Genomic DNA, 20,745 nt, shown 5'->3' with positions numbered 1-20,745 from the left:
TTCACTTGACCGTAGTGGCCACTGGCGGTTCAACGTTTTGAATGATTTGGACGAAGAGAGGCTGCTTTTACAAGTTTTTGCAGTGCTGAACTGATCGCAGATCAGAGGCCCTGCTGTAGCGCCGGATCATCCGGGTTCTGTTGCTCCAGTTGAGCGAGCAGCACTTGGACGTTCTGCAACTGGCCGGTCTCTTTCCAGTAGTTGACCAGCAGCACGCGGGCTTTGCGGTTGGCGGGGTGACGCTGGACGATTTCTTCCAACTGGCGCTGGGCCGCCTCTACTTCGTCCTGGGCGTGCAGGGTCGTGGCCAGGTCGTAGCGATAATCCGGGTTGTCCGGCGCAAGCTCCACCGCCTTGGACAAGCCGAGCAGGGCGTAGGGCCGCTCGCCATGGTGCAGCAGCCACATGCCCAGAGCATGTTGCAGGTAGGCCGATTCGGGGTGCGCAGCCAATTGTCGGGCCAGCAGTTGACGCGACTCGTCAGTCTTTCCTTGCTTGTCCAGCAGTTCGATTTGCGATACCACCGCTTGCAGGTTGTCCGGCTGCAAGCGCATTGCCTGCTCCAGGGCGTTTTGCGCCTCCGGCAGCAGGGCGCTGTGGATGTACAGGCGCGCCAATTGAATCCAGCCTTCAGCCGTTTCGGGCTGGGCCTTCAGCGTTGTCACGAATTCGTCGAGTACCTGCTGCAGTGGGCCAAAGTACAAACCCAGGGTATCGGGCGACAGGCCGAGCAAGGCGTTGGCGGCGGCAAAGCGCACCGATTGTTCCGGATCGTCCAGCACCGGGCCGAGCAGTAAGGTACGTTGGCCGGTTGGCACCAGGCCGACGATGCTGTGAATCGCGGCTTCGCGCACCAGCGCCGACTTATCGGCGAGGTCTTTATCGGCCAGCTTCAGCGCCTGGGGGCTGGGGTAATTGGGCAGCTCAGCATGCAAGGCGGCGCGGCGCTCGGGCGACAGGTCCGGCCGGCCCAACTGTTGGTACAACACACGTGCGGCGCCGGGCTCGCCGTTATGCGCCTGCTTCAAGGCCTTGGAATAGCCATGGGCGATGGCCGGTGGGACGGCCACGGCCGGGGTACGGGAGAAAAACCAGGTGATCAGTACGATCAACAACAGGGCGCACAGGCCGATGATGGAGTAACGGCGTGACTTTGACATGCAGGCGTCCGAAAGCTTGGGCAGCTAAAAGTGGACAGCTTCGGCCAGCGCAAGGCGAGTGTCAAACCGGTGGTTCAGTGACTGAGGTGGTAACTGACACACCGCCTTCGCGGGCAAGCCCGCTCCCGCAGAGATTTGCGCTTGGTGCTGATTCCGTGGGCGATAGATAACCCTGTGGGAGCTGGCTTGCCTGCGAAAGCGGCGGTGCAGTGACAGATGGGGTGACTGATCCACCGTCTTCGCGGGCAAGCCCGCTCCCACAGAAAAGCGAAAAAGCCCCCCGTGTTCACTACGGACTGGCCAAACCAGTCAGCCAAGTTGAAGGCTTTGACCATTGCCGCTGCGCCGCTCTGGAGCGACTATTTCAGCGGTTTATCGAGTTGTAAACGTCCTGAAAATAAAAACACAGAAGGATAGGAAGCGATGCGTGAGTATTTGGCTGCCACTACCGAGTTTGATTACCAGCATACCGCCGACGCCGCACTGGCCGGCAATCTGCAGGCGCTCAATGCCTGTGTTGAATGCTGTGACCGTCACGCGCTGCCGGGGCGCATCGCGTTGTTCTGGGAAGGCAAGGACGGGCGCAGCGCCACCTCTACCTTTACCGAACTGCAGGAGCAGGCCGCACGTTTCGCCAACTTCCTGCTGGCCCAGGGCGTCAAGCGCGGTGACAAAGTGGCGGGCCTGTTGCCTCGCACTGCCGAATTGCTGGTGGTCGTGCTGGCAACGTGGCGCATCGGCGCGGTCTATCAGCCGCTGTTTACCGCGTTCGGACCCAAGGCGATTGAACATCGCTTGAACAGCTCTGGCGCAGCGCTGGTAGTCACCGATGCAGTGAACCGTCCCAAGCTGGCGGAGGTCGCCGACTGCCCGACCATCGTCACAGTCGCCGGGGCCAAAGGCGAAGGTATCGTGCGGGGCGACTACAGCTTCTGGGCCGAACTGCCCAATTACTCTTCTCACTGCGAGCCGGTGCTGCTGGGCGCAGAGGAGCCGTTTCTGCTGATGTTCACCTCCGGCACCACCGGCCCGTCCAAGGCGCTGTCGGTACCGCTCAAGGCCATCGTCGCGTTCCAGGGCTATATGCGCGACGCCGTGGACTTGCGCCCCGAGGACGCGTTCTGGAACGTTGCCGACCCTGGGTGGGCCTATGGCATCTATTTCGGCGTGACCGGGCCGTTGTCCATGGGGCACCCGATTACCTTCTACGATGGCCCGTTCACTCTGGAAAGCACCTGCCGGGTCATCAATAAATACGCGATCACCAACCTGACCGGTTCGCCCACGGCGTATCGGCTGTTGATTGCCGGTGGCGAACAGTTCGCCCGTTCGATCAAGGGCAAGCTGCGCATCGTCAGCAGCGCCGGCGAGCCATTGAACCCGGAGGTGATCCGCTGGTTCGCCGACAACCTTGGCGTGACCATCCACGACCATTACGGCCAGACCGAGCTGGGCATGGTGCTGTGCAATCACCATGGTTTGGCGCATCCGGTGCATGTCGGCTCGGCGGGTTTTGCCTCGCCAGGGCATCGCATCGTGGTGCTGGATGACAACCATCAGGAGCTGCCAGCCGGCCAACCCGGCATCCTTGCCATCGACCGCGAGCAATCGCCTATGTGCTGGTTTGCCGGGTACGACGGCGTGAAAACCAAGGCGTTCGTCGGCAAGTACTACCTCAGCGGCGACACCGTGGAGCTGAACCCGGACGGCAGCATCAGCTTTGTCGGGCGCAGCGACGACGTGATCACTACATCCGGCTACCGCGTGGGCCCTTTCGATGTGGAAAGCGCGTTGGTGGAACACCCTGCGGTGGTCGAGGCTGCCGTGGTCGGCAAGCCTTGCCCGGAGCGCACCGAGCTGGTCAAAGCCTTTGTGGTGATCAGTGAGCAATACCGTGCCACCCCGGAGCTGGCTGAAGAGTTGCGCCTGCATGTGCGTCAGCGCCTGGCCGCCCATGCGTACCCGCGGGAAATCGAATTTGTCAGCGACTTGCCCAAGACCCCGAGCGGCAAGCTGCAACGCTTTATTTTGCGCAATCAGGAAATAGCCAAGGCCCAGGCGGCCGTGGCTTGATCCCTTTAAAAGGAAACAACGATGCAGATTGAAAACAAGGTATTCCTGGTCAGCGGTGGCGCGTCGGGCCTCGGCGCGGCCACGGCTGAAATGCTGGTCGCCGCAGGTGCCAAGGTGATGCTGGTGGACTTGAACGCTGACGCCGTGGCCGCCAAGGCCGAGCAACTGGGCGACAACGCCCGCAGTGCCGTAGCAGACATCAGCCAGGAAGCCGCTGCAGAAGCGGCGGTGAAGGCGGCGGTCGAGGCCTTTGGTGGCTTGCATGGCCTGGTCAACTGCGCGGGTGTGGTGCGCGGCGAGAAGATCCTCGGCAAGAATGGCCCGCACGGCCTGGCAAGCTTTGCCCAGGTGATCAACGTCAACCTGGTCGGCAGCTTCAACCTGTTGCGCCTGGCCGCTGCGGCTATCGCTGAAACCGAGGCGAATGCCGACGGCGAGCGCGGCGTTATCATCAATACCGCCTCGGTGGCGGCATTCGATGGGCAGATCGGCCAGGCTGCGTACGCCGCCTCCAAGGGCGCGATCGCCAGCCTCACCTTGCCTGCCGCACGGGAACTGGCGCGCTTTGGTATCCGCGTGATGACCATTGCACCGGGCATTTTCGAAACCCCGATGATGGCCGGCATGACCGACGAAGTCCGCAACTCCCTGGCTGCCGGCGTGCCGTTCCCGCCACGCCTGGGCAAGCCCGCCGAATATGCCGCGCTGGTACGCCACATCATTGAAAACAGCATGCTCAATGGCGAGGTGATCCGTCTCGACGGTGCCTTGCGCATGGCCGCCAAATAAGGAGCAATTGCCATGAACGACCCTATTGTTATTGTCAGCGCCGTGCGCACGCCCATGGGCGGTTTCCAGGGCGACCTCAAAAGCCTGACCGCACCGCAGCTGGGCGCAGCCGCCATTCGTGCGGCGGTCGAGCGTGCCGGTATCGCCACCGATGCCGTCGACGAAGTGCTGTTTGGCTGTGTGCTGCCCGCCGGGCTTGGACAGGCGCCTGCCCGCCAGGCTGCCCTGGGCGCCGGGTTGGACAAGGGCACGCGCTGCACCACCCTCAATAAAATGTGCGGTTCCGGTATGGAAGCGACGATTCTGGCCCACGACTCGCTGCGCGCTGGCAGCGTGGATGTGGTGATCGCAGGCGGCATGGAAAGCATGTCCAACGCCCCGTACCTGCTGGATCGTGCGCGCAGTGGCTACCGCATGGGCCACGGCAAGGTGCTGGACCATATGTTCCTCGACGGCCTCGAAGATGCTTACGACAAGGGGCGCCTGATGGGCACCTTTGCCGAGGACTGCGCCGAGCACAATGGTTTTACCCGGGAAGCCCAGGACGCGTTTGCCATCGCTTCCCTGACCCGCGCACAAGAGGCCATCACCCACGGCAGCTTTGCCAGTGAAATCGTCCCGGTGCAGGTCACCGTGGGTAAAGAACAAAAAACCATTCTGCACGATGAGCAACCGCCGAAAGCCAGGCTGGACAAGATTGCCAGCCTTAAACCGGCGTTCCGTGACGGCGGTACAGTGACGGCAGCCAACTCCAGCTCGATCTCCGATGGCGCCGCGGCGTTGTTGCTGATGCGTGAGTCCGAGGCACTCAAGCGCGGCCTCAAGCCGTTGGCAGTGATCCACGGGCACGCCGCGTTTGCCGATGAGCCTGGGCTGTTTCCGGTGGCGCCGGTGGGGGCGATTCGCAAACTGATGAGCAAGACCGGCTGGAGCCTCGACGAGGTGGACCTGTTCGAAATCAACGAGGCCTTCGCCGTGGTCAGCCTGGTGACCATGAGCAAGCTGGAGATTCCCCACGACAAGGTCAACGTGCATGGTGGTGCCTGTGCATTGGGCCACCCCATTGGTGCCTCCGGCGCACGCATCCTGGTGACGTTGCTCGCGGCCCTGCGCCAGAAGGGCCTCAAGCGTGGCGTCGCCGCTATCTGCATTGGCGGCGGTGAAGCCACGGCCATGGCCGTTGAATGCCTGTATTGAGGATGACCTATGTTGCCCAATGACGAACAACTGCAAATCAGCGACGCCGCCCGGCAATTTGCCCAGGAGCGTTTGAAACCCTTCGCCGCCGAATGGGACCGCGAGCATCGTTTTCCCAAGGAGGCCATTGGGGAAATGGCCGAACTGGGATTTTTCGGCATGCTGGTCCCGGAGCAGTGGGGCGGTTGCGACACCGGCTACCTTGCCTACGCCATGGCCCTGGAAGAAATCGCCGCGGGCGACGGTGCCTGCTCCACGATCATGAGCGTGCACAACTCGGTGGGTTGCGTACCGATCCTCAAGTTTGGCAATGACCAGCAGAAAGAGCAGTTCCTCACGCCCCTGGCCAGCGGCGCCATGCTCGGTGCCTTCGCGCTGACCGAACCCCAGGCCGGCTCCGACGCCAGCAGCCTGAAAACCCGTGCGCGCCTTGAAGGCGACCACTATGTACTCAACGGCTGCAAACAGTTCATCACCTCCGGGCAAAACGCCGGGATCGTGATTGTGTTTGCGGTCACTGACCCCGCCGCAGGCAAGCGTGGAATCAGCGCGTTTATCGTGCCCACCGATTCGCCCGGTTATACCGTGGCACGGGTGGAAGACAAGCTGGGGCAGCATGCCTCGGACACTTGTCAGATCCTGTTTGAAGACGTGAAAGTACCGGTGGCCAGCCGTCTGGGCGAGGAGGGCGAGGGCTACAAAATCGCCTTGGCCAACCTGGAAGGTGGCCGCGTGGGCATCGCCTCCCAGTCGGTGGGCATGGCCCGCGCCGCCTTCGAAGCGGCCCGCGACTATGCCCGTGAGCGTGAAAGCTTTGGCAAGCCGTTGATCGAACACCAGGCCGTGGCCTTTCGTTTGGCCGACATGGCCACCCAGATCGCCGTCGCCCGGCAGATGGTGCATTACGCCGCCGCCCTGCGTGACAGTGGCAAGCCGGCGCTGGTGGAAGCGTCCATGGCCAAGCTGTTTGCGTCCGAAATGGCCGAGAAAGTCTGCTCGGCCGCCTTGCAAACCTTGGGCGGTTACGGTTACCTGAACGACTTCCCCCTTGAGCGGATCTACCGCGATGTGCGGGTCTGCCAGATTTACGAAGGCACCAGCGATATTCAACGCATGGTCATCTCACGCAATCTTTAAGGAGCCGATACATGAGTTACGAAACCATCCTGCTTGACGTCCAGGGCCGTGTCGGGCTGATCACGCTCAACCGTCCCAGCGCACTGAACGCCTTGAATGCACAACTGGTCAGTGAGCTGAACCAGGCGCTGGACAGCCTGGAAGCCAACCCTGAAATTGGCTGCATCGTGCTGACTGGCTCGAAAAAAGCCTTCGCGGCCGGTGCCGACATCAAGGAAATGGCCGAGCTGACCTACCCGCAGATCTACATGGACGACTTGTTCAGCGACAGCGATCGCGTGGCCAATCGCCGCAAGCCGATCATCGCCGCCGTGAATGGCTTCGCTCTGGGCGGTGGCTGCGAACTGGCCCTGATGTGTGACTTTATCCTTGCCGGCGACACCGCCAAATTCGGTCAGCCGGAAATCAATCTGGGCGTGCTGCCGGGCATGGGCGGCACCCAGCGCCTGACCCGTGCAGTGGGCAAGGCCAAGGCCATGGAAATGTGCCTGACCGGGCGTTTTATTGACGCGGTAGAGGCCGAGCGCTGCGGGATTGTCGCGCGTATTGTGCCCGCCGATGAGTTGCTGGAAGAAGCGCTGAAAGTGGCCACCCTGATCGCGGGTAAATCCGTACCGATCAGCATGATGGTCAAGGAAAGCGTGAATCGTGCGTTTGAAGTCAGCCTGTCCGAAGGCGTGCGCTTTGAGCGCCGGGTGTTTCATGCGGCGTTCGCGACCCAGGATCAGAAGGAAGGCATGGCCGCATTCGTGGCCAAGCGGGCGCCGGAATTCAAGGATAAATAACCCTGCCAAACCCCGCATAGCCAAGGTGGGAGCTGGCTTGCCTGCGATGGCATCGCCTCGGTTAGCTGATGGACCGAGGTTTCTGCATCGCAGGCAAGCCATAATGCCAGACGGTCAAGGCATTTTTGTAGGAGCGAGCTTGCTCGCGAGAAGCTCACAGACGCCGCGGTCAGTCAGCAAGCACGCGTTATCGTTGACGTTTTTCGCGAGCAAGCTCGCTCCTACAGAAGGCGATGGTGTCATGTCCGTTAGAGCTGGTAGTTTTTCAACTCCCTGGCAATCACCATCCGCTGAATCTCGCTGGTGCCTTCGTAAATCTGCGTGATCCGTGCATCCCGGTAGTAGCGCTCCACCGGGTAATCCTCCAGATACCCATACCCTCCATGAATCTGCATTGCCTTGGAGCAGACCCGCTCGGCCATTTCCGAGGCGAACAGCTTGGCCTGGGAGGCTTCGGACAAGCATGGTTTGCCTGCAGTGCGCAGGCGTGCGGCGTGGAGGATCAGCAGGCGCGCAGCGTTGAGCTGGGTTTGCATGTCGGCCAGCAGGTTGGCCACGCTCTGGTGTTCGATGATTGCCTTGTCGAACTGCACCCGATCACGGGCGTAGGCCAGCGCGGCTTCAAACGCGGCGCGGGCGATGCCCAGGGCCTGGGCGGCGATACCAATGCGGCCGCCTTCCAGGTTGGAGAGGGCGATGGCCAGCCCCTTCCCGCGCTCACCCAACAGATTGGCTTCGGGAACCTTGCATTGGCTGAGGGTGACGGCGCAGGTGTCTGACGCACGAATGCCCATCTTGTGCTCGGTGCGGTCGACCACGAAACCTGGGGTATCGGTGGGCACCAGGAACGCCGAAATGCCTTTCTTGCCCAGGTCCGGATCGGTCACGGCGAACACGATGGCCAACTTGGCCCGCTTGCCGTTGCTGACAAACTGCTTGGCGCCATTGATGACCCATTGGCCATCACGCAGCTCGGCACGGGTGCGCAGGTTATGGGCTTCGGAACCGGCCTGGGGTTCGGTCAGGCAGAAGCAACCGATGGCCTGGCCACTGGCGAGTTCGGCCAGCCAGGTGTGTTTCTGTTCGGTTGTGCCGTAGTTGAGGATCGGCCCGCAACCCACTGAATTATGGATGCTCATCAACGCGCCCGTCGCAGCGTCACCGGCGGATATTTCCTCCACGGCCAGGGCATAGGCGACGTAATCGACATAGGTGCCACCCCATTCTTCCGGGACGACCATGCCTAGCAGGCCCAGCTCGCCCATCTTCGCCACCAGGGCGTCGTCGATCCAGCCGGCTTTTTCCCAGGCTTGGGCATGGGGGGCGATTTCGCCTCGGGCAAAATCCCGCGCCATGTCGCGGATCATCACTTGTTCTTCAGTGTATTCAAGATCTTGCATGGCTTATTTCCCAATCTGCACGAAGTCGCGGAAGAAGCTGTCCACATGGCTGGCATCCAGCGCATGGAGGGTGGGCGGGTTCCACTTCGGAGTCTTGTCCTTGTCGATGATCAGTGCGCGAACCCCTTCGATCAGGTCGCCGCGCTCGAACCATTGGCGATCCAGATGCAGTTCGAGGGCAAAGCACTGTTCCAGTGGCAAGTGGCGGCCACGGCGCAGCATCTCCAGGGTCACGGCCATGGCCAGGGGCGAGCGGGTCTGCATGAGGTTGGCGGTGGTCAGCGCCCAGTCATGGCTATCGGCCACGGTGACTTGTTGCAGCTGCTCGACGATGCTGGGCACGTCCGGCAACCCGAAAAAGTGGTCAATGGCCGGGCGCAAGGCCGCCAAGGGGGCGTCGGGCAATTGCTGCACGGCGAGCTTGGCGAGTGCGCCTTGCAGGTCCTTGAGCGGCGAGTCATGCCATTGCAGGCCGTCGAGTTTCTGATCCAGCTCAACCCACTTGGCGCTGTCGATGTACCAGTCTGCCAACCCGCAGTACAAGGCATCGGCCGCACGGATCTGCACGCCAGTCACCCCAAGGTAAGTACCCAACTCACCCGGAATGCGTGAGAGGAAATAGCTGCCGCCGACATCCGGGAAGTAGCCGATGGCCACTTCCGGCATCGCCAGGCGGCTGCGTTCGGTGACTACCCGCAGGTCCGCGCCTTGCACCAGGCCCATGCCACCGCCGAGGACGAAGCCGTCCATCAACGCCAGTACGGGTTTGCGGTAGTGGTGAATGGCCAGGTCGAGGGCATATTCCTCGACGAAGAAGTCCTGGTGCAGAGTGTCGCCTTGCTTGAAGCTGTCGTACAGCGAGCGGATGTCGCCGCCGGCGCAAAAGGCTTTCTCACCGGCGCCGCGCAGTACCACGGCGTAGACCTCGGTGTCGTCGGCCCAGGCCTGCAAATGCGCGGTTAACTGGCGGACCATGTCCAGGGTGATGGCGTTCAAGCCAGCGGGACGATTGAGGGTGAGGTGGCCGATATGGTTGCGCACGCTTGCCAGGACAGCGTCCTGCTGGACCTCGGCGCGGCTTGCTTGGGATGAAACCTGAGCAGTCATCTCTAACTCCCTGCTTTTATTGTCTTTATCAAGATGTTCGCGGGTGAACTCTCTCGTGATCGTACCAGTGCAAATTTGCCCAGTACAACCCGGAATCCTGCAGGTCGTTGTTGCATTTATGCAGTGCCGGTCAAACCACCCGGCTGGCCAGTACCTCACCGATACTGCGACGTCGGGCATGGCCCTCGGCGGCGTGGATCAGTTGCTCCAACTCTGTCGGTTCGACATCGTAGAACTGCTCCATCTCGGCCAACGCGAGCTTGAGGTCGGCTGCCGTGATGCTCGGCTCGCTCACGGCAGAGCCCAGGATAACCGGGGCTGGCTCGGCAAGGCCCTTGGGATAACGCGTGCGCGTGGCATTGTTATAGGCCAGCGCGCAGGCGAGCAGGGCGCCGGCGCCGAGCATCACCGGCGCAAGCTCGTACCAGCCGAGGCCGACCGATGCCGGATCGGCCAGCACCAGGGTCATGGCCAGGCCGCCAGCCGGTGGGTGCAGACAGCGCAGCCAGCAGATGAGAATCACGGTCATGCCCGCCGCCAGGCAGGCGCTGCCCAAGGTCCGGCCCAAGACTCTGGCGACCAGCAACGCGACGACGCCTGCACACAGGTAACTGCCCATGATTGACCAGGGTTGGGCCAGCGCCCCCGACGACACGGCAAACAGCAGTACGGCCGATGCGCCAAGAGGGCCGAGCAGGTGCAGGGCCACCTCCATGCCGAACACCTGGGCGCAGGCCCAGACACTGAACATCGTGCCCAGGGCCATGCCGATGGCTGCACGGCTCCATTCGGCGGGACGGGTGTTGATTGCAGCGGGTAACCAGCGAGCGAGCATTGAGAGACGGTCCATAAACAGCGGGCGAAAAAAAAGGCCTGCCTGGTTTCCCGGAACAGCCCTTTGAAGGTTCCAACATTTGGGGGAAGGAACCTGTGCAGTGTGCAGTGCTTGATAACGCGGCGCCAATGCATATTAATGAGGGTTAAATGCAAAATAAATGCAGCTAAAAGGCTTCGCCGTAGGTAATCGGCCCGGAGTCTGCGGGTGTAGACGGATTGATCTTGCCCAGCACGCGACTATGGTTTTCTTCATTGAACAGGCGCGCTTGCAGGTCTTCGCGCAGCCTTGGATCGTCGGCCAGCGGCCCTTTCAACGCCACCAGTGCGTCACGCAACGCCATCAAACGATCCAGCCTGGGTAAAGGGAGGGTTAACAGGTTTTCTCGCACGGCATTGTCCTCTCGATGAAGTAAGCCATCGCGCGCGGGCAGCCTACAACGTCCTTGTTGTCATGAAGTGCCCTGGCCCAAGCGTTTCAGGGCAGTCCTGGCGGTCGGGTGGTAGATAGTAAGTGCACGTGGCAGCGAGTCTACAGTTGGGCTCCGAGCACCGGAAGGGAAAGTGCACCAGCCATTACGCAAACAAATGTAGGTGTTTTCTTGGTACCTATGATGAAAGTCGCCCATTCGTGGAGGAGTGGGCGTTCTTTCTTACAGTGCAGCGGGCAAAGCACTCAAGGCGTCGTGGCTTTTGCCAAGTGCAGCAACACATACGGATTTTTGTCGAACGCTGCGGTGAGCGTCGGCGTGATTGAGCGCAGGCGCGGATCGTCCAGTGCCTGGAAGTCAGCCTGGCTCATGACCAACCATGCCGGCGCCTGGACCGGTTTCAATTCGGCAGGCAGTTGGGTAAACAGCGGCACCTTGTCGCAATCGAAGTTGACCATGAACTTGATAGCTTTCGCGTCTTTGCCCAGTGCATGCAACACCAGCGGCGCCGGTTGCTGCTGAACGTGCGCCTTGACGGCAAGGCTGAAGGTGCGGGTGTCGTACACCTGACGTTCCAGGGGTTCAACCACCATGATGTAGGTGGTCCAGAGGGCGAGCACGGCGGCCAAGGCGGGGCCGTAGGTGCGCAGCCGCGAGCGGAGCAATGCCAGCAGGGCCAGCACCTGTAGCGTGCCGAGCACGACGAAGATCAGCTCAAGGTCGGCCAGCGGTTCCGGGTAGCGCCGCCGCGCCACCATCAAGCCAATGGCCAACAGCGTTGGCAACAGCGTCCAGATGCCCAGCATCAAGGCGCGTAGCCACGCAAACTGTCGCCCTTGCGTGACCGCGAAGGGGTACGCGGCGATGATCGCGGCCATCGGCAGCATCGGCAGGATGTAGCGCGCTTTCTTGGCTTGAGGTACCGACAGGCCCAGCATCACCAGCACAGCCGCTGCCGCACAGTAGAGCACCAGCTTCAAGGCCGGGGCCGGTGCGCGTCGACCGTCCGTCAGCACCGCCAGCAGCACTAACAATGCCAGTGGATAGGCCAGGGCGTAGTTGCCCAGGGAGCTGGTGAAGTAATACAGGACGCCGCCGGAGCCTTCGCTGCCATCCATTCGCCCCAGGAACTGCATGCGAATCACGTCATGCATGAAGTCTTCGCCGCCGCTGAGCTTGGCCAGCAGCAGCAACAGACCGACGCACGCCGCCAGCAGCGCCAGTGCCAGCAGGCCGAAGCTGAACAGCTGGCGCCACTGGCGGTTGATCAGGTAGTAGCTGCACAACACGCCCGTAGGGATCACCAGGCCGATCGGGCCACGGATGGCAAACCCCAGCAGCAACAGCAAAAACACCCAATGCAGGCGCTTGGCGGCAGCGAAATGATCATGGGCATAGCCTAGGTAGAACACCGCCAACGCCACGGCGGCGAGCATCTGGTCGAGGGAGACTGCACGGGTTTCGCTGATGAACGTACTGCTGAGCAGCAGCATCGCAATACTCAGCAGGCCCCAACGTGGCGAGTAGGGTGCCGTGAGGCGATAGACCAGCACCACGATCAGCGCCGAAGCGACCGCCGTGGGCAGCCACGCCGTCAGGCTGGTGACCTGGCCCAGGGGCAACGACAGCAGCCACGTCAGCAGGGTCGAGGTCGCCAGGTAATCGGCATACGGCTGACCATAGGTGGTGGGAAAGAAACTCGGGCCATGGCGCAGCATTTCCTGGGCAAACAGCACAAAGCGCGAATCAAAGCCGATGATCGCCTGGTGCCAGTTGCCGACGATAAACAGCAGCAGCGCCAAGAGACCAAGCCCCAGGGACTGGCGGCGTATCGTTGCACGCTGCCCGGACGGTAAGGCGATGTTCACTTAGCAAGCGTCCTTGACCTGTTCCACCCAGTTTTGCTGGGGGATCGGTAACTCGCAGGAGTCGCCGCGGCCGATTGGGAAGTACTTGAAGCCTTTGCGCGTCAGGCGCTCGCCGTCGTACAGGTTACGGCCGTCGAAGATCACCGGGGTTTTCAGGCGTTGGTGAATCAGGTCAAAGTCCGGTGCCTTGAATTGCTGCCATTCGGTGCACACGATCAACGCATCGGCGCCGCCCAAGGTGGATTCCGGAGTGCCCATCAGCATCAGGCGCGGGTCATCGCCGTAGATCCGCTGGGTTTCCTGCATGGCTTCAGGGTCGAAGGCGCGCACATTGGCCCCGGCAGCCCACAGGGCTTCCATTAGCACGCGGCTGGGGGCGTCACGCATGTCATCGGTGTTGGGCTTGAAGGCCAGGCCCCACAAAGCAAACGTCTTGCCCTTGAGGTTGCCCTGGAAGAACGCGTTGATGCGCTCGAACAGCTTGCTCTTCTGGCGCTGGTTGATGGCTTCCACGGCTTCGAGCAGGTCGCTGGAGCAGTTGGCCTGCTTGGCGCTGTGGATCAGGGCGCGCATGTCTTTGGGGAAGCACGAGCCGCCATAACCGCAGCCAGGGTAGATAAAGTGGTAGCCGATGCGTGAGTCGGCACCGATGCCCAGGCGCACCGACTCAATGTCGGCACCCAGGTGTTCAGCCAACTCGGCGATCTGGTTGATGAAGCTGATCTTGGTGGCCAGCATGCAGTTGGCGGCGTACTTGGTCAGTTCGGCGCTGCGTAGGTCCATGAAGATGATGCGATCGTGGTTGCGGTTGAAGGGCGCGTACAGGTCGCGCATCACGTCGCGCACCTCTTCACGCTCGCAGCCGATGATGATCCGGTCCGGGCGGCGGCAGTCGGCAACGGCTGAGCCTTCCTTGAGGAATTCCGGGTTGGAGACGATATCGAACTGCAGCTCACGGCCGGCGGCGCGCAGGTTATTGAGGATGTGGTCGCGCAATGTGTCGCCAGTGCCGACCGGTACAGTGGATTTTTCCACCAGGATCACCGGCGCCACGCGATGGCGGGCTACCGCATCACCTACCGACAGCACGTATTTCAGGTCGGCCGAGCCGTCTTCATCCGACGGCGTGCCCACGGCAATAAACAACACTTCACCGTGCTCGACGGCGAGTTTTTCGTCGTGGGTAAAGCGCAGGCGCCCGCTTTCCAGGTTGTCCTTGACCATGGCTGCCAGGCCCGGCTCGAAGATGGTCACATGCCCCTTCTGCAGCGATTCGACCTTGTGCTTGTCAACGTCCATGCAAATGACATCGTGACCGACTTCGGCTAATACAGTGGCCTGGACCAGACCAACGTAACCACTACCAAATACACTGATTTTCATGGGGTATTCCTGGGACTTGAGGTGCTAGCACGACGAGAGTTGATAACCAGTACGCCGAGGATGACCAAGGCCACCCCCAGGGTTTTTGAACGCGAAAAATCTTCGTTGAACACCGGCAGGCAGGCGGCCAGCAAATACACCAGCGCGTAGCTGATACTGAGCAGCGAATAGGCGCGGCCCAGGGGTAAGTGCTTCAGTGCGCCGAGCCAGCACAGCATCGACAGCGCATAGGCGATGATCGCCAGGATCACCACGCCCAGGGCGCCCAGGTCGATGCTGTTATCCGTGAAGGCAGCCAGCCATTGGGTGGGAAGCGGCAGGCGCGTCATGCTCCAGCGCATGCCCAGTTGGGCACCACTCACCAGGCCGACACTGCCCAAAGCCAGGGCGAAACCCCACACGCGACTCATACCTGGCGCCCCAGCAAGACCACGCCGGCAATCACCAGCCCCACGCCCAGCCAGTGACGGCCATCAATGGGTTCGTGAAACACAAAGCGCGCCATCAGCGTGACCAGCACAAAATTCAGGCTGAGCATGGGGTAGGCAATGCCGACTTCCAGGCGCTGCAACACCAGCAGCCACACCAGCAAGCCCAGGCCCAGGCACACCAGCGCCGACCACAACCACGGTGAGCGCAGTTTCGGTGCCCAGCCGTCCGGCACGTCGCGCCAGCTTTCCACGGCGAATTTTTGCGAGACTTGGCCCATGCAGGTCAGCAGGCAGGCCGTGAGCAGTAGCAGCAGGGTGATCATGGCGCGACCTGCGGGAAAATCAGGATCACGATCTTGCCTTGCGCATAACGCTTGCCGTCAGTGGGCAGCAGTGCGAGTTCTTCTTTTTCGCCGGTGCTATTGACGCGCATCACCACGCCCACCGCGCCGGTACGCCGGGTTTCGGCCATCCACGCCTGGATGCGGTTACGGTCGACCAGACGCGGGGCCGTATCCTCGTAAGCCAGGCCGTACTTGACCTCACCCGAGGTGTTGTACAGCGTGATATCGGGACGCTTGAGGCGCCAGGACAGCGCCGAGGCGGCGCCCAGGTCGTTGCTCAGCAGGGCAACGCTGGGTTGCAATTCGTCGATGTGATCAATGATGAACTGGTCCGGGGTCTTGTTGTAAACCACCGAATGGGGCAACGCCGCAGGCACCAGCAGCACCAGTAATCCACTGCCGATCAGCGGCGCGGCCCACAATGCCAAAGGGCGCGCCGCTTGCAGCAGATTGACCACGATCCAACCGAACAAAAAGATGAACACCAGCACCAGGCTGAGGGTTTCTTCACCCGGTTCGTATACCGGCTTCTTCAACTGGAACCAGCTGAGGGCCAGCAATGCCAGCACACCGATCACCAGGTTCAACCAACCATTGATGCGCAACACACGCCCGCGCCCTTGAGCCAGTTTGTCGCTCAGGGCCGAGCCCATCAGCAAGGCCAGTGGGAGCATGCACGGCATGATGTAGGAGGGCAGCTTGCCTTTGGCCAGGCTGAAAAAGGCCAGGGGCATCAACAGCCACAGTAGCAGGAACGCGGTTTTCGGCACACGCCGTTGCAGCCAGGCCTGCTTGAACGCGGACGGCAATAGCGCAACCCACGGCAGCGCGAACCCTACCAGCAGCGGCAAGTAATACCAGAAAGGTTCGGCGTGCTGGGCGTCTTCACCGGCAAAGCGTTGGATGTGCTCGTGCCAGAAAAAGAAATGCCAGTAGTCCGGCTCTTGCAAGTGCACGGCCAACGCCCACGGCACGCTGACAGCAATCGCCACCACCACGGCAACAGGGCCAAATTTGCACAACTCGCCAAAACGTTTTTGCCAGACGGCGTAGGGCAGGGCGACCAGCACCGGCAGCAACCAGGCCAGGAAGCCCTTGGTCATGAAGCCCATGCCGCACGCCAGGCCCAGCAAGGCCCAGGACCACAAGCGCGCACGCCGCGTGGTGCTGTCGAAACAGAACCACAAGGCCACGCCTGTCAGGTTGACCCAGAAGGTGAACTGCGGGTCCAGGTTGGCATAGCCGCCCAGCGCGGCCACGCTGACGAAGCTCATGTAGAGCAGCGTGCTGACCAGGCTTTTTTGCGGGTCGTTCCACAACCGGCGAGAGACCAGATACACCAGCAGAATGCTCAAACCGGTGCTCAATGCCGAGGCAAACCGCACGCCGAACAGGTTCTGCCCGAAGATCGCCTGGCCCAGCGCGATCATCCAATAGCCTGCGGCGGGCTTTTCGAAGTAGCGAATGCCCATGAAGTGCGGCGCGGCCCACTTGCCGGTCAGCAGCATTTCCTGGCTGATTTGCGCATAGCGGGTTTCATCTGGAATCCACAGGCCATGGGTGGCCAATGGCAGCAGGTAGAACACGGCAAACGCCAGCAGGAGCAGGGGCAAAGCCCAGCGGCGGATCATGCCTGCTGCACTCCCAGCCAACCCTCGCGGCCGCTCAATGCGCCGCGCACCAACTGTTGCTGGGGCAGGGTGGTCACATCCGTGGGCAACAGCTCGCCCAAGGGTTTGAAATCAATGCCGCGCTGCCCGGCCTGGGCGAGCAACTGGCGAAAATCATTGGCCATCAGAATCCCTTCTACTTCTGCGTGGATCGTGTAGACGTTCAGCTTTGACGCGTTGAAGCGATCAAGAATGAAGCGGTTGAAATCGTTGGCAGCCACCACCGGCCCGACGACTTCGTCGAAGGTCGGCAGGTCTACCGGAATTTGTGGGGTGCCTGCGCTGCCATCGGCCAGGGTTGGTCGAAACAGGCTGGAGCCCCGGCAATCGCTGTTGTAGCGAAAGTTGAAGCCTTGCTTGGCTTGCACCACACGCTCATCGGCACGCCAGCCAGCGGCCGCTGAACAGTCGATGCGCTCGCCGAGAATGTCGCTCAAGGTGTCTACGCCGCGTCGAATTTGCTCGACCAGTTGTGCCTCGCTCCAACGCCCGGTGTTGGCCTGCCAACCATGGTGGTCCCAGGCGTGCAGGCCGACTTCATGCCCGGCCGCCTTGGCCTGGCGCATCAAATGCCCCAGGTCTCGGCCAATCGGCTTGCCTGGCCAGGCAGTGCCGGCCAACAAGATGTCCCAGCCATACAGGCCGGCCGCGTTGGAGCGCAGCATCTTCCACAGGAACTGCGGGCGGATCAGGCGCCACAAGTGACGCCCCATGTTGTCCGGCCCGACACTGAAGAAGAACGTCGCTTTGACCCCGGCTTCGGCCAGGGAGTCGAGCAACCGTGGCACACCTTCACGGGTGCCGCGGTAGGTGTCGACGTCGATGCGAAGACCTGCCTGCATTACTTTTTATCCGCAATTTCAAGCATGGCTTCACGCAAGAAGAAATCGAGCGTGTTGCCGATGGTTTCGCTCATCTGCACGCTCGGCTCCCAGTTCAGCAGGCGCTTGGCGTTTTCGATGCTCGGCTTGCGGTGCGCCACGTCCTGGTAGCCTGTGCCGTAGAACGCCTTGCTCTCGACGTCGCGGAAACCGGCGAACGGCGGGAAATTGTGGCGCAGTGGGTGAGCCTCGAACTGACGCAGCAGTTCTTCGCCCAACTGGCGAATGCTGGCTTCGTTTTCGGGGTTGCCGATGTTGATGATCTGGCCGTCGCAGACGCCATTGTCGTTATCAATGATGCGTGCCAGGGCTTCGATACCGTCGGCAATGTCGGTGAAGCAACGCTTCTGCTCACCACCGTCGAACAGACGGATCGGCGTGCCTTCCACCAGGTTCAGGATCAGCTGGGTAATGGCGCGGGAGCTGCCGATACGCGCCGAGTCCAGACGGTCCAGGCGCGGGCCCATCCAGTTGAATGGACGGAACAGGGTGAACTTCAAGCCCTTGTCGCCGTAAGCCCAGATCACGCGGTCCAGCAGTTGCTTGGAGACGGAGTAGATCCAGCGTTGCTTGTTGACCGGGCCCACTACCAAATTGGAGGTGTCTTCGTCGAAATATTGGTCTTGGCACATGCCATAGACTTCGGAGGTCGACGGGAAAATCACGCGCTTGTTGTACTTGACGCAATAGCGCACCAGCTTGAGGTTTTCTTCGAAGTCCAGTTCGAATACGCGCAGCGGGTTACGGGTGTATTCGATCGGCGTGGCGATGGCCACCAGCGGCAGCACCACGTCGCATTTCTTGATGTGGTACTCGATCCACTCGGTGTGGATGCTGATGTCGCCTTCCACGTAATGGAAGTTCGGGTGGCTGCGCAGGCGCTCGATGGCGTCGGAGCCGATGTCCAGGCCATAGACTTCGTAGCGGTCGTCACGCAGCAGGCGCTCGGACAGGTGGTTACCGATAAAACCGTTCACGCCCAGGATCAGCACACGGGTACGGCGCGGCTTGCGACCCGACTCGGCGCCGCGCAGTACGGAGCCATCCACAAGGCCCAGTTCATCAGCCAGGGACGGGCCTGCCAGGTACAGGCCGTTTTCGTTGCGCTGGCCGAACTTGACCACCAGGGAATCTTCACCGCAGGCAATGCGCAGCGGGTTGACGCTGATTACACGGCCAGGCGCCAGACCTTCGTTGCCTTTGACCACGTCGGCTTGCCACACGATCAGCTTGTGCTCGCCCACGGCGCAGAAGGCGCCCGGATAGGGCTGGGTCACTGCGCGTACCAGGTTGAACAGTTGCTCGGCAGGTTTTTTCCAGTCCAGCTTGCCATCGGCGGCGGTGCGACGACCGAAGTAGGTGGCTTTGCTCTCATCCTGGGCGGTTTCGCTCAGCTTGCCCTGGGCCAGCTGTGGCAGGGCATCACGCAGCAGCGCCGTGGCCGCATCACGCAGCTTGGCGTGCAGGCTCAGGCCGGTATCGCTGCGCTCGATGGTGACTTTTTGCTGGGCCAGGATGGCGCCGGCATCGGCACGCTTGACCATGCGATGCAGGGTCACGCCGGTTTCGGTTTCGCCGTTGACCAGCACCCAGTTGGCCGGGGCGCGGCCACGGTATTTAGGCAGCAAGGAGCCGTGCAGGTTGAACGCGCCTTTGCGGGCGGTGGCCAACAGCGGCTCGCTCAGCAGGTTGCGGTAGTAGAACGAGAAGATGTACTCCGGGTTCAGCTTGGCGATGCGTTCGACCCACAGCGGGTGGTTGGCGTCTTCCGGTGCATGCACCGGGATGCCATTGCGGGCGCAAAGTTGGGCTACGGAGCCGTAGAAGTTGTTTTCCTTGGGGTCATCGGCATGGGTGAACACGGCGGCGATGTCGTAACCGGCGCTGAGCAGCGCTTCAATGCCTGCGCAGCCAATATCGTGGTAGGCGAATACAACAGCTTTTGAACTCATGACTGGACCTGATCCGAAGAAGAAGTAGAAGTATGGGAAGACACCAGACCGTCGACCACGACGACTGGAGCCGGTGCTGCCGGTTGGTTGCGCAGCACTTTTTCAATAAAGAAGCGTGGGCGGGCGCGGACATCGCTGTACATGCGGCCCAGGTATTCGCCCAGCAGGCCCATGCCGATGAACTGGCCACCGGTGAACACAAACAACACCGCAAACAGCACGAACAGGCCATCACCGGCCCAGTCGGCGCCGAAGGCCAGGCGCATGACGATCAGGGCAAAGGCAAACAGCACGCCCAGCGCCGCCAGGCTGAAACCGACGATGGACAGCAGGCGCAAGGGCGTGGTGGTCATGCAGGTCAGCAGGTCGAACATCAGGCTGATCAGGCGCATGGCGCTGTATTTGGATTCGCCGTGCTCACGTTCGGCGTGGTGCACCAGGATTTCCGTGGTGTGGCGGGCGAAGCCGTTGGCCAGGATAGGAATGAACGTGCTGCGCTCACGGCAGGCGAGCATGGCGTCGACAATGGTGCGGCGGTAGGCGCGCAACATGCAGCCGTAGTCGGTCATGGCTACGCCGGTAGAGCGCTGCACGGCGAGGTTGATCAAACGCGACGGCCAGCGGCGGAAGGCCGAGTCCTGGCGGTTATTACGCACGGTGGCGACCACGTCGTAGCCCAGGGCAGCTTGCTCGACCAGGCGCGGGATCTCTTCCGGCGGGTTCTGCAGGTCGGCGTCAAGGGTGATCACGACTTCGCCACGGCACTGTTCAAAGCCGGCCATGATCGCCGCGTGCTGGCCGTAGTTGCGGTTAAGGATCACCGCTACCACATTGCTGCCGTCTTCGGCGGCAGCGTCTTCGAGCAGTTGAGCGGAGTTGTCGCGGCTACCGTCATCCACCAGGATGATTTCGTATTCGTAAGCCAATTGCTTGCAGGCTGCCGTGGTGCGACGCAGCAACTCGGGCAGGCTTTCTTGTTCGTTGTAGACCGGGATAACGATCGACACGCAATGAATAGGGTAGGGTTTCAAAGATTCATGACCTCGGGCTGGAGCAACTTGGAGCGCGAAAACGGCAGTGATTATTGGGCAAAACTACAGCCCGCAGACTACAACGCGGAGCTAAAGATAATGTGTAATCAACAGGTTAGTCGATAAACCCCGGATTGCTCTGAAGTGTTGGATACAAGGTTAAGCGCAAAAATGTTCAACGAATATGAAAGGCGGATGAAAAACCCGTTTATTTGACAGGTAGACAGCTAGGGTTCAGCTAGGTAATCAAGGCGTTACATCTAGACGTCAGA

The 20,745-nt window shown here is 61.4% G+C and carries 18 protein-coding genes; 5 read left to right on the top strand and 13 right to left on the bottom strand.

Features of this window, described 5'->3' with window-relative positions:
• Nucleotides 1-101: 101 nt before the first annotated feature.
• A complete protein-coding gene (locus tag HU730_RS04020) occupies nt 102-1,160 on the bottom strand; it encodes a tetratricopeptide repeat protein (protein ID WP_054919022.1) in 1,059 nt (352 codons plus the stop codon).
• A 423-nt stretch (nt 1,161-1,583) separates the two neighbouring features.
• Here HU730_RS04020 and HU730_RS04015 point away from each other — a divergent pair, with 423 nt between their 5' ends.
• The 5 genes from HU730_RS04015 to HU730_RS03995 are packed head-to-tail and all read left to right on the top strand — an operon-like array spanning nt 1,584 to nt 7,141.
• Nucleotides 1,584-3,233 (top strand): AMP-binding protein, encoded by a 1,650-nt coding sequence (locus tag HU730_RS04015; protein WP_054919007.1) that lies wholly within the window; start codon nt 1,584-1,586, stop codon nt 3,231-3,233.
• 21 nt (nt 3,234-3,254) lie between these two features.
• Nucleotides 3,255-4,022, top strand: a complete 768-nt coding sequence (locus tag HU730_RS04010; protein WP_054896513.1) for an SDR family NAD(P)-dependent oxidoreductase — start codon at nt 3,255-3,257, stop codon at nt 4,020-4,022.
• A 6-nt stretch (nt 4,023-4,028) separates the two neighbouring features.
• Nucleotides 4,029-5,219, top strand: coding sequence for an acetyl-CoA C-acyltransferase (locus HU730_RS04005; RefSeq protein WP_168220193.1), 1,191 nt, complete (start codon nt 4,029-4,031; stop codon nt 5,217-5,219).
• 9 nt (nt 5,220-5,228) lie between these two features.
• The gene (locus HU730_RS04000; protein WP_186527338.1) at nt 5,229-6,356 is read left to right on the top strand and encodes an acyl-CoA dehydrogenase; all 1,128 of its coding nucleotides are present in this window, start codon (nt 5,229-5,231) and stop codon (nt 6,354-6,356) included.
• Nucleotides 6,357-6,367: 11 nt separating this feature from the next.
• Complete coding sequence (locus HU730_RS03995) at nt 6,368-7,141, top strand: enoyl-CoA hydratase (protein WP_034127452.1); 774 nt, start codon at nt 6,368-6,370, stop codon at nt 7,139-7,141.
• A gap of 248 nt (nt 7,142-7,389) precedes the next feature.
• Here HU730_RS03995 and HU730_RS03990 read toward each other — a convergent pair whose 3' ends face one another.
• The 12 genes from HU730_RS03990 to arnC form a co-directional block, all read right to left on the bottom strand.
• The gene (locus HU730_RS03990) at nt 7,390-8,541 is read right to left on the bottom strand and encodes an acyl-CoA dehydrogenase family protein (protein WP_089041737.1); all 1,152 of its coding nucleotides are present in this window, start codon (nt 8,539-8,541) and stop codon (nt 7,390-7,392) included.
• 3 nt (nt 8,542-8,544) lie between these two features.
• Complete coding sequence (locus HU730_RS03985; RefSeq protein WP_186527337.1) at nt 8,545-9,648, bottom strand: enoyl-CoA hydratase/isomerase family protein; 1,104 nt, start codon at nt 9,646-9,648, stop codon at nt 8,545-8,547.
• A 130-nt stretch (nt 9,649-9,778) separates the two neighbouring features.
• The gene (locus tag HU730_RS03980; RefSeq protein ID WP_186527336.1) at nt 9,779-10,483 is read right to left on the bottom strand and encodes an HPP family protein; all 705 of its coding nucleotides are present in this window, start codon (nt 10,481-10,483) and stop codon (nt 9,779-9,781) included.
• A 166-nt stretch (nt 10,484-10,649) separates the two neighbouring features.
• Nucleotides 10,650-10,838: a type VI secretion system contractile sheath small subunit gene (locus HU730_RS03975; protein ID WP_254914097.1), complete on the bottom strand. Its 189-nt coding sequence runs from the start codon at nt 10,836-10,838 to the stop codon at nt 10,650-10,652.
• Nucleotides 10,839-11,158: 320 nt separating this feature from the next.
• Entirely contained in the window at nt 11,159-12,781 is a 1,623-nt protein-coding gene (locus HU730_RS03970; RefSeq protein WP_186527334.1) for a glycosyltransferase family 39 protein, read from the bottom strand.
• Nucleotides 12,782-14,164, bottom strand: a complete 1,383-nt coding sequence (locus HU730_RS03965) for a UDP-glucose/GDP-mannose dehydrogenase family protein (RefSeq protein WP_034127447.1) — start codon at nt 14,162-14,164, stop codon at nt 12,782-12,784. It lies immediately after the preceding gene.
• The gene (arnF, locus tag HU730_RS03960; protein WP_096144642.1) at nt 14,161-14,574 is read right to left on the bottom strand and encodes a 4-amino-4-deoxy-L-arabinose-phosphoundecaprenol flippase subunit ArnF; all 414 of its coding nucleotides are present in this window, start codon (nt 14,572-14,574) and stop codon (nt 14,161-14,163) included. Before arnF ends, HU730_RS03965 begins: the two co-directional genes overlap by 4 nt.
• Nucleotides 14,571-14,918, bottom strand: a complete 348-nt coding sequence (gene arnE, locus HU730_RS03955) for a 4-amino-4-deoxy-L-arabinose-phosphoundecaprenol flippase subunit ArnE (protein ID WP_060764738.1) — start codon at nt 14,916-14,918, stop codon at nt 14,571-14,573. Before arnE ends, arnF begins: the two co-directional genes overlap by 4 nt.
• Nucleotides 14,915-16,570 (bottom strand): lipid IV(A) 4-amino-4-deoxy-L-arabinosyltransferase, encoded by a 1,656-nt coding sequence (gene arnT / locus HU730_RS03950; RefSeq protein ID WP_186527333.1) that lies wholly within the window; start codon nt 16,568-16,570, stop codon nt 14,915-14,917. Before arnT ends, arnE begins: the two co-directional genes overlap by 4 nt.
• Complete coding sequence (arnD, locus tag HU730_RS03945) at nt 16,567-17,451, bottom strand: 4-deoxy-4-formamido-L-arabinose-phosphoundecaprenol deformylase (RefSeq protein ID WP_127881523.1); 885 nt, start codon at nt 17,449-17,451, stop codon at nt 16,567-16,569. Before arnD ends, arnT begins: the two co-directional genes overlap by 4 nt.
• Nucleotides 17,451-19,442 (bottom strand): bifunctional UDP-4-amino-4-deoxy-L-arabinose formyltransferase/UDP-glucuronic acid oxidase ArnA, encoded by a 1,992-nt coding sequence (arnA, locus tag HU730_RS03940; RefSeq protein ID WP_186527332.1) that lies wholly within the window; start codon nt 19,440-19,442, stop codon nt 17,451-17,453. Before arnA ends, arnD begins: the two co-directional genes overlap by 1 nt.
• A complete protein-coding gene (gene arnC, locus HU730_RS03935) occupies nt 19,439-20,473 on the bottom strand; it encodes an undecaprenyl-phosphate 4-deoxy-4-formamido-L-arabinose transferase (RefSeq protein WP_003191219.1) in 1,035 nt (344 codons plus the stop codon). The genes arnA and arnC overlap by 4 nt, the downstream gene beginning before the upstream one ends.
• Nucleotides 20,474-20,745 lie beyond the last annotated feature (272 nt).

The organism is Pseudomonas sp. SWRI22, assembly GCF_014268395.2.
GTDB lineage: Bacteria > Pseudomonadota > Gammaproteobacteria > Pseudomonadales > Pseudomonadaceae > Aquipseudomonas > Aquipseudomonas paracarnis.
This window is presented reverse-complemented; position numbering and strand designations above follow the sequence as displayed.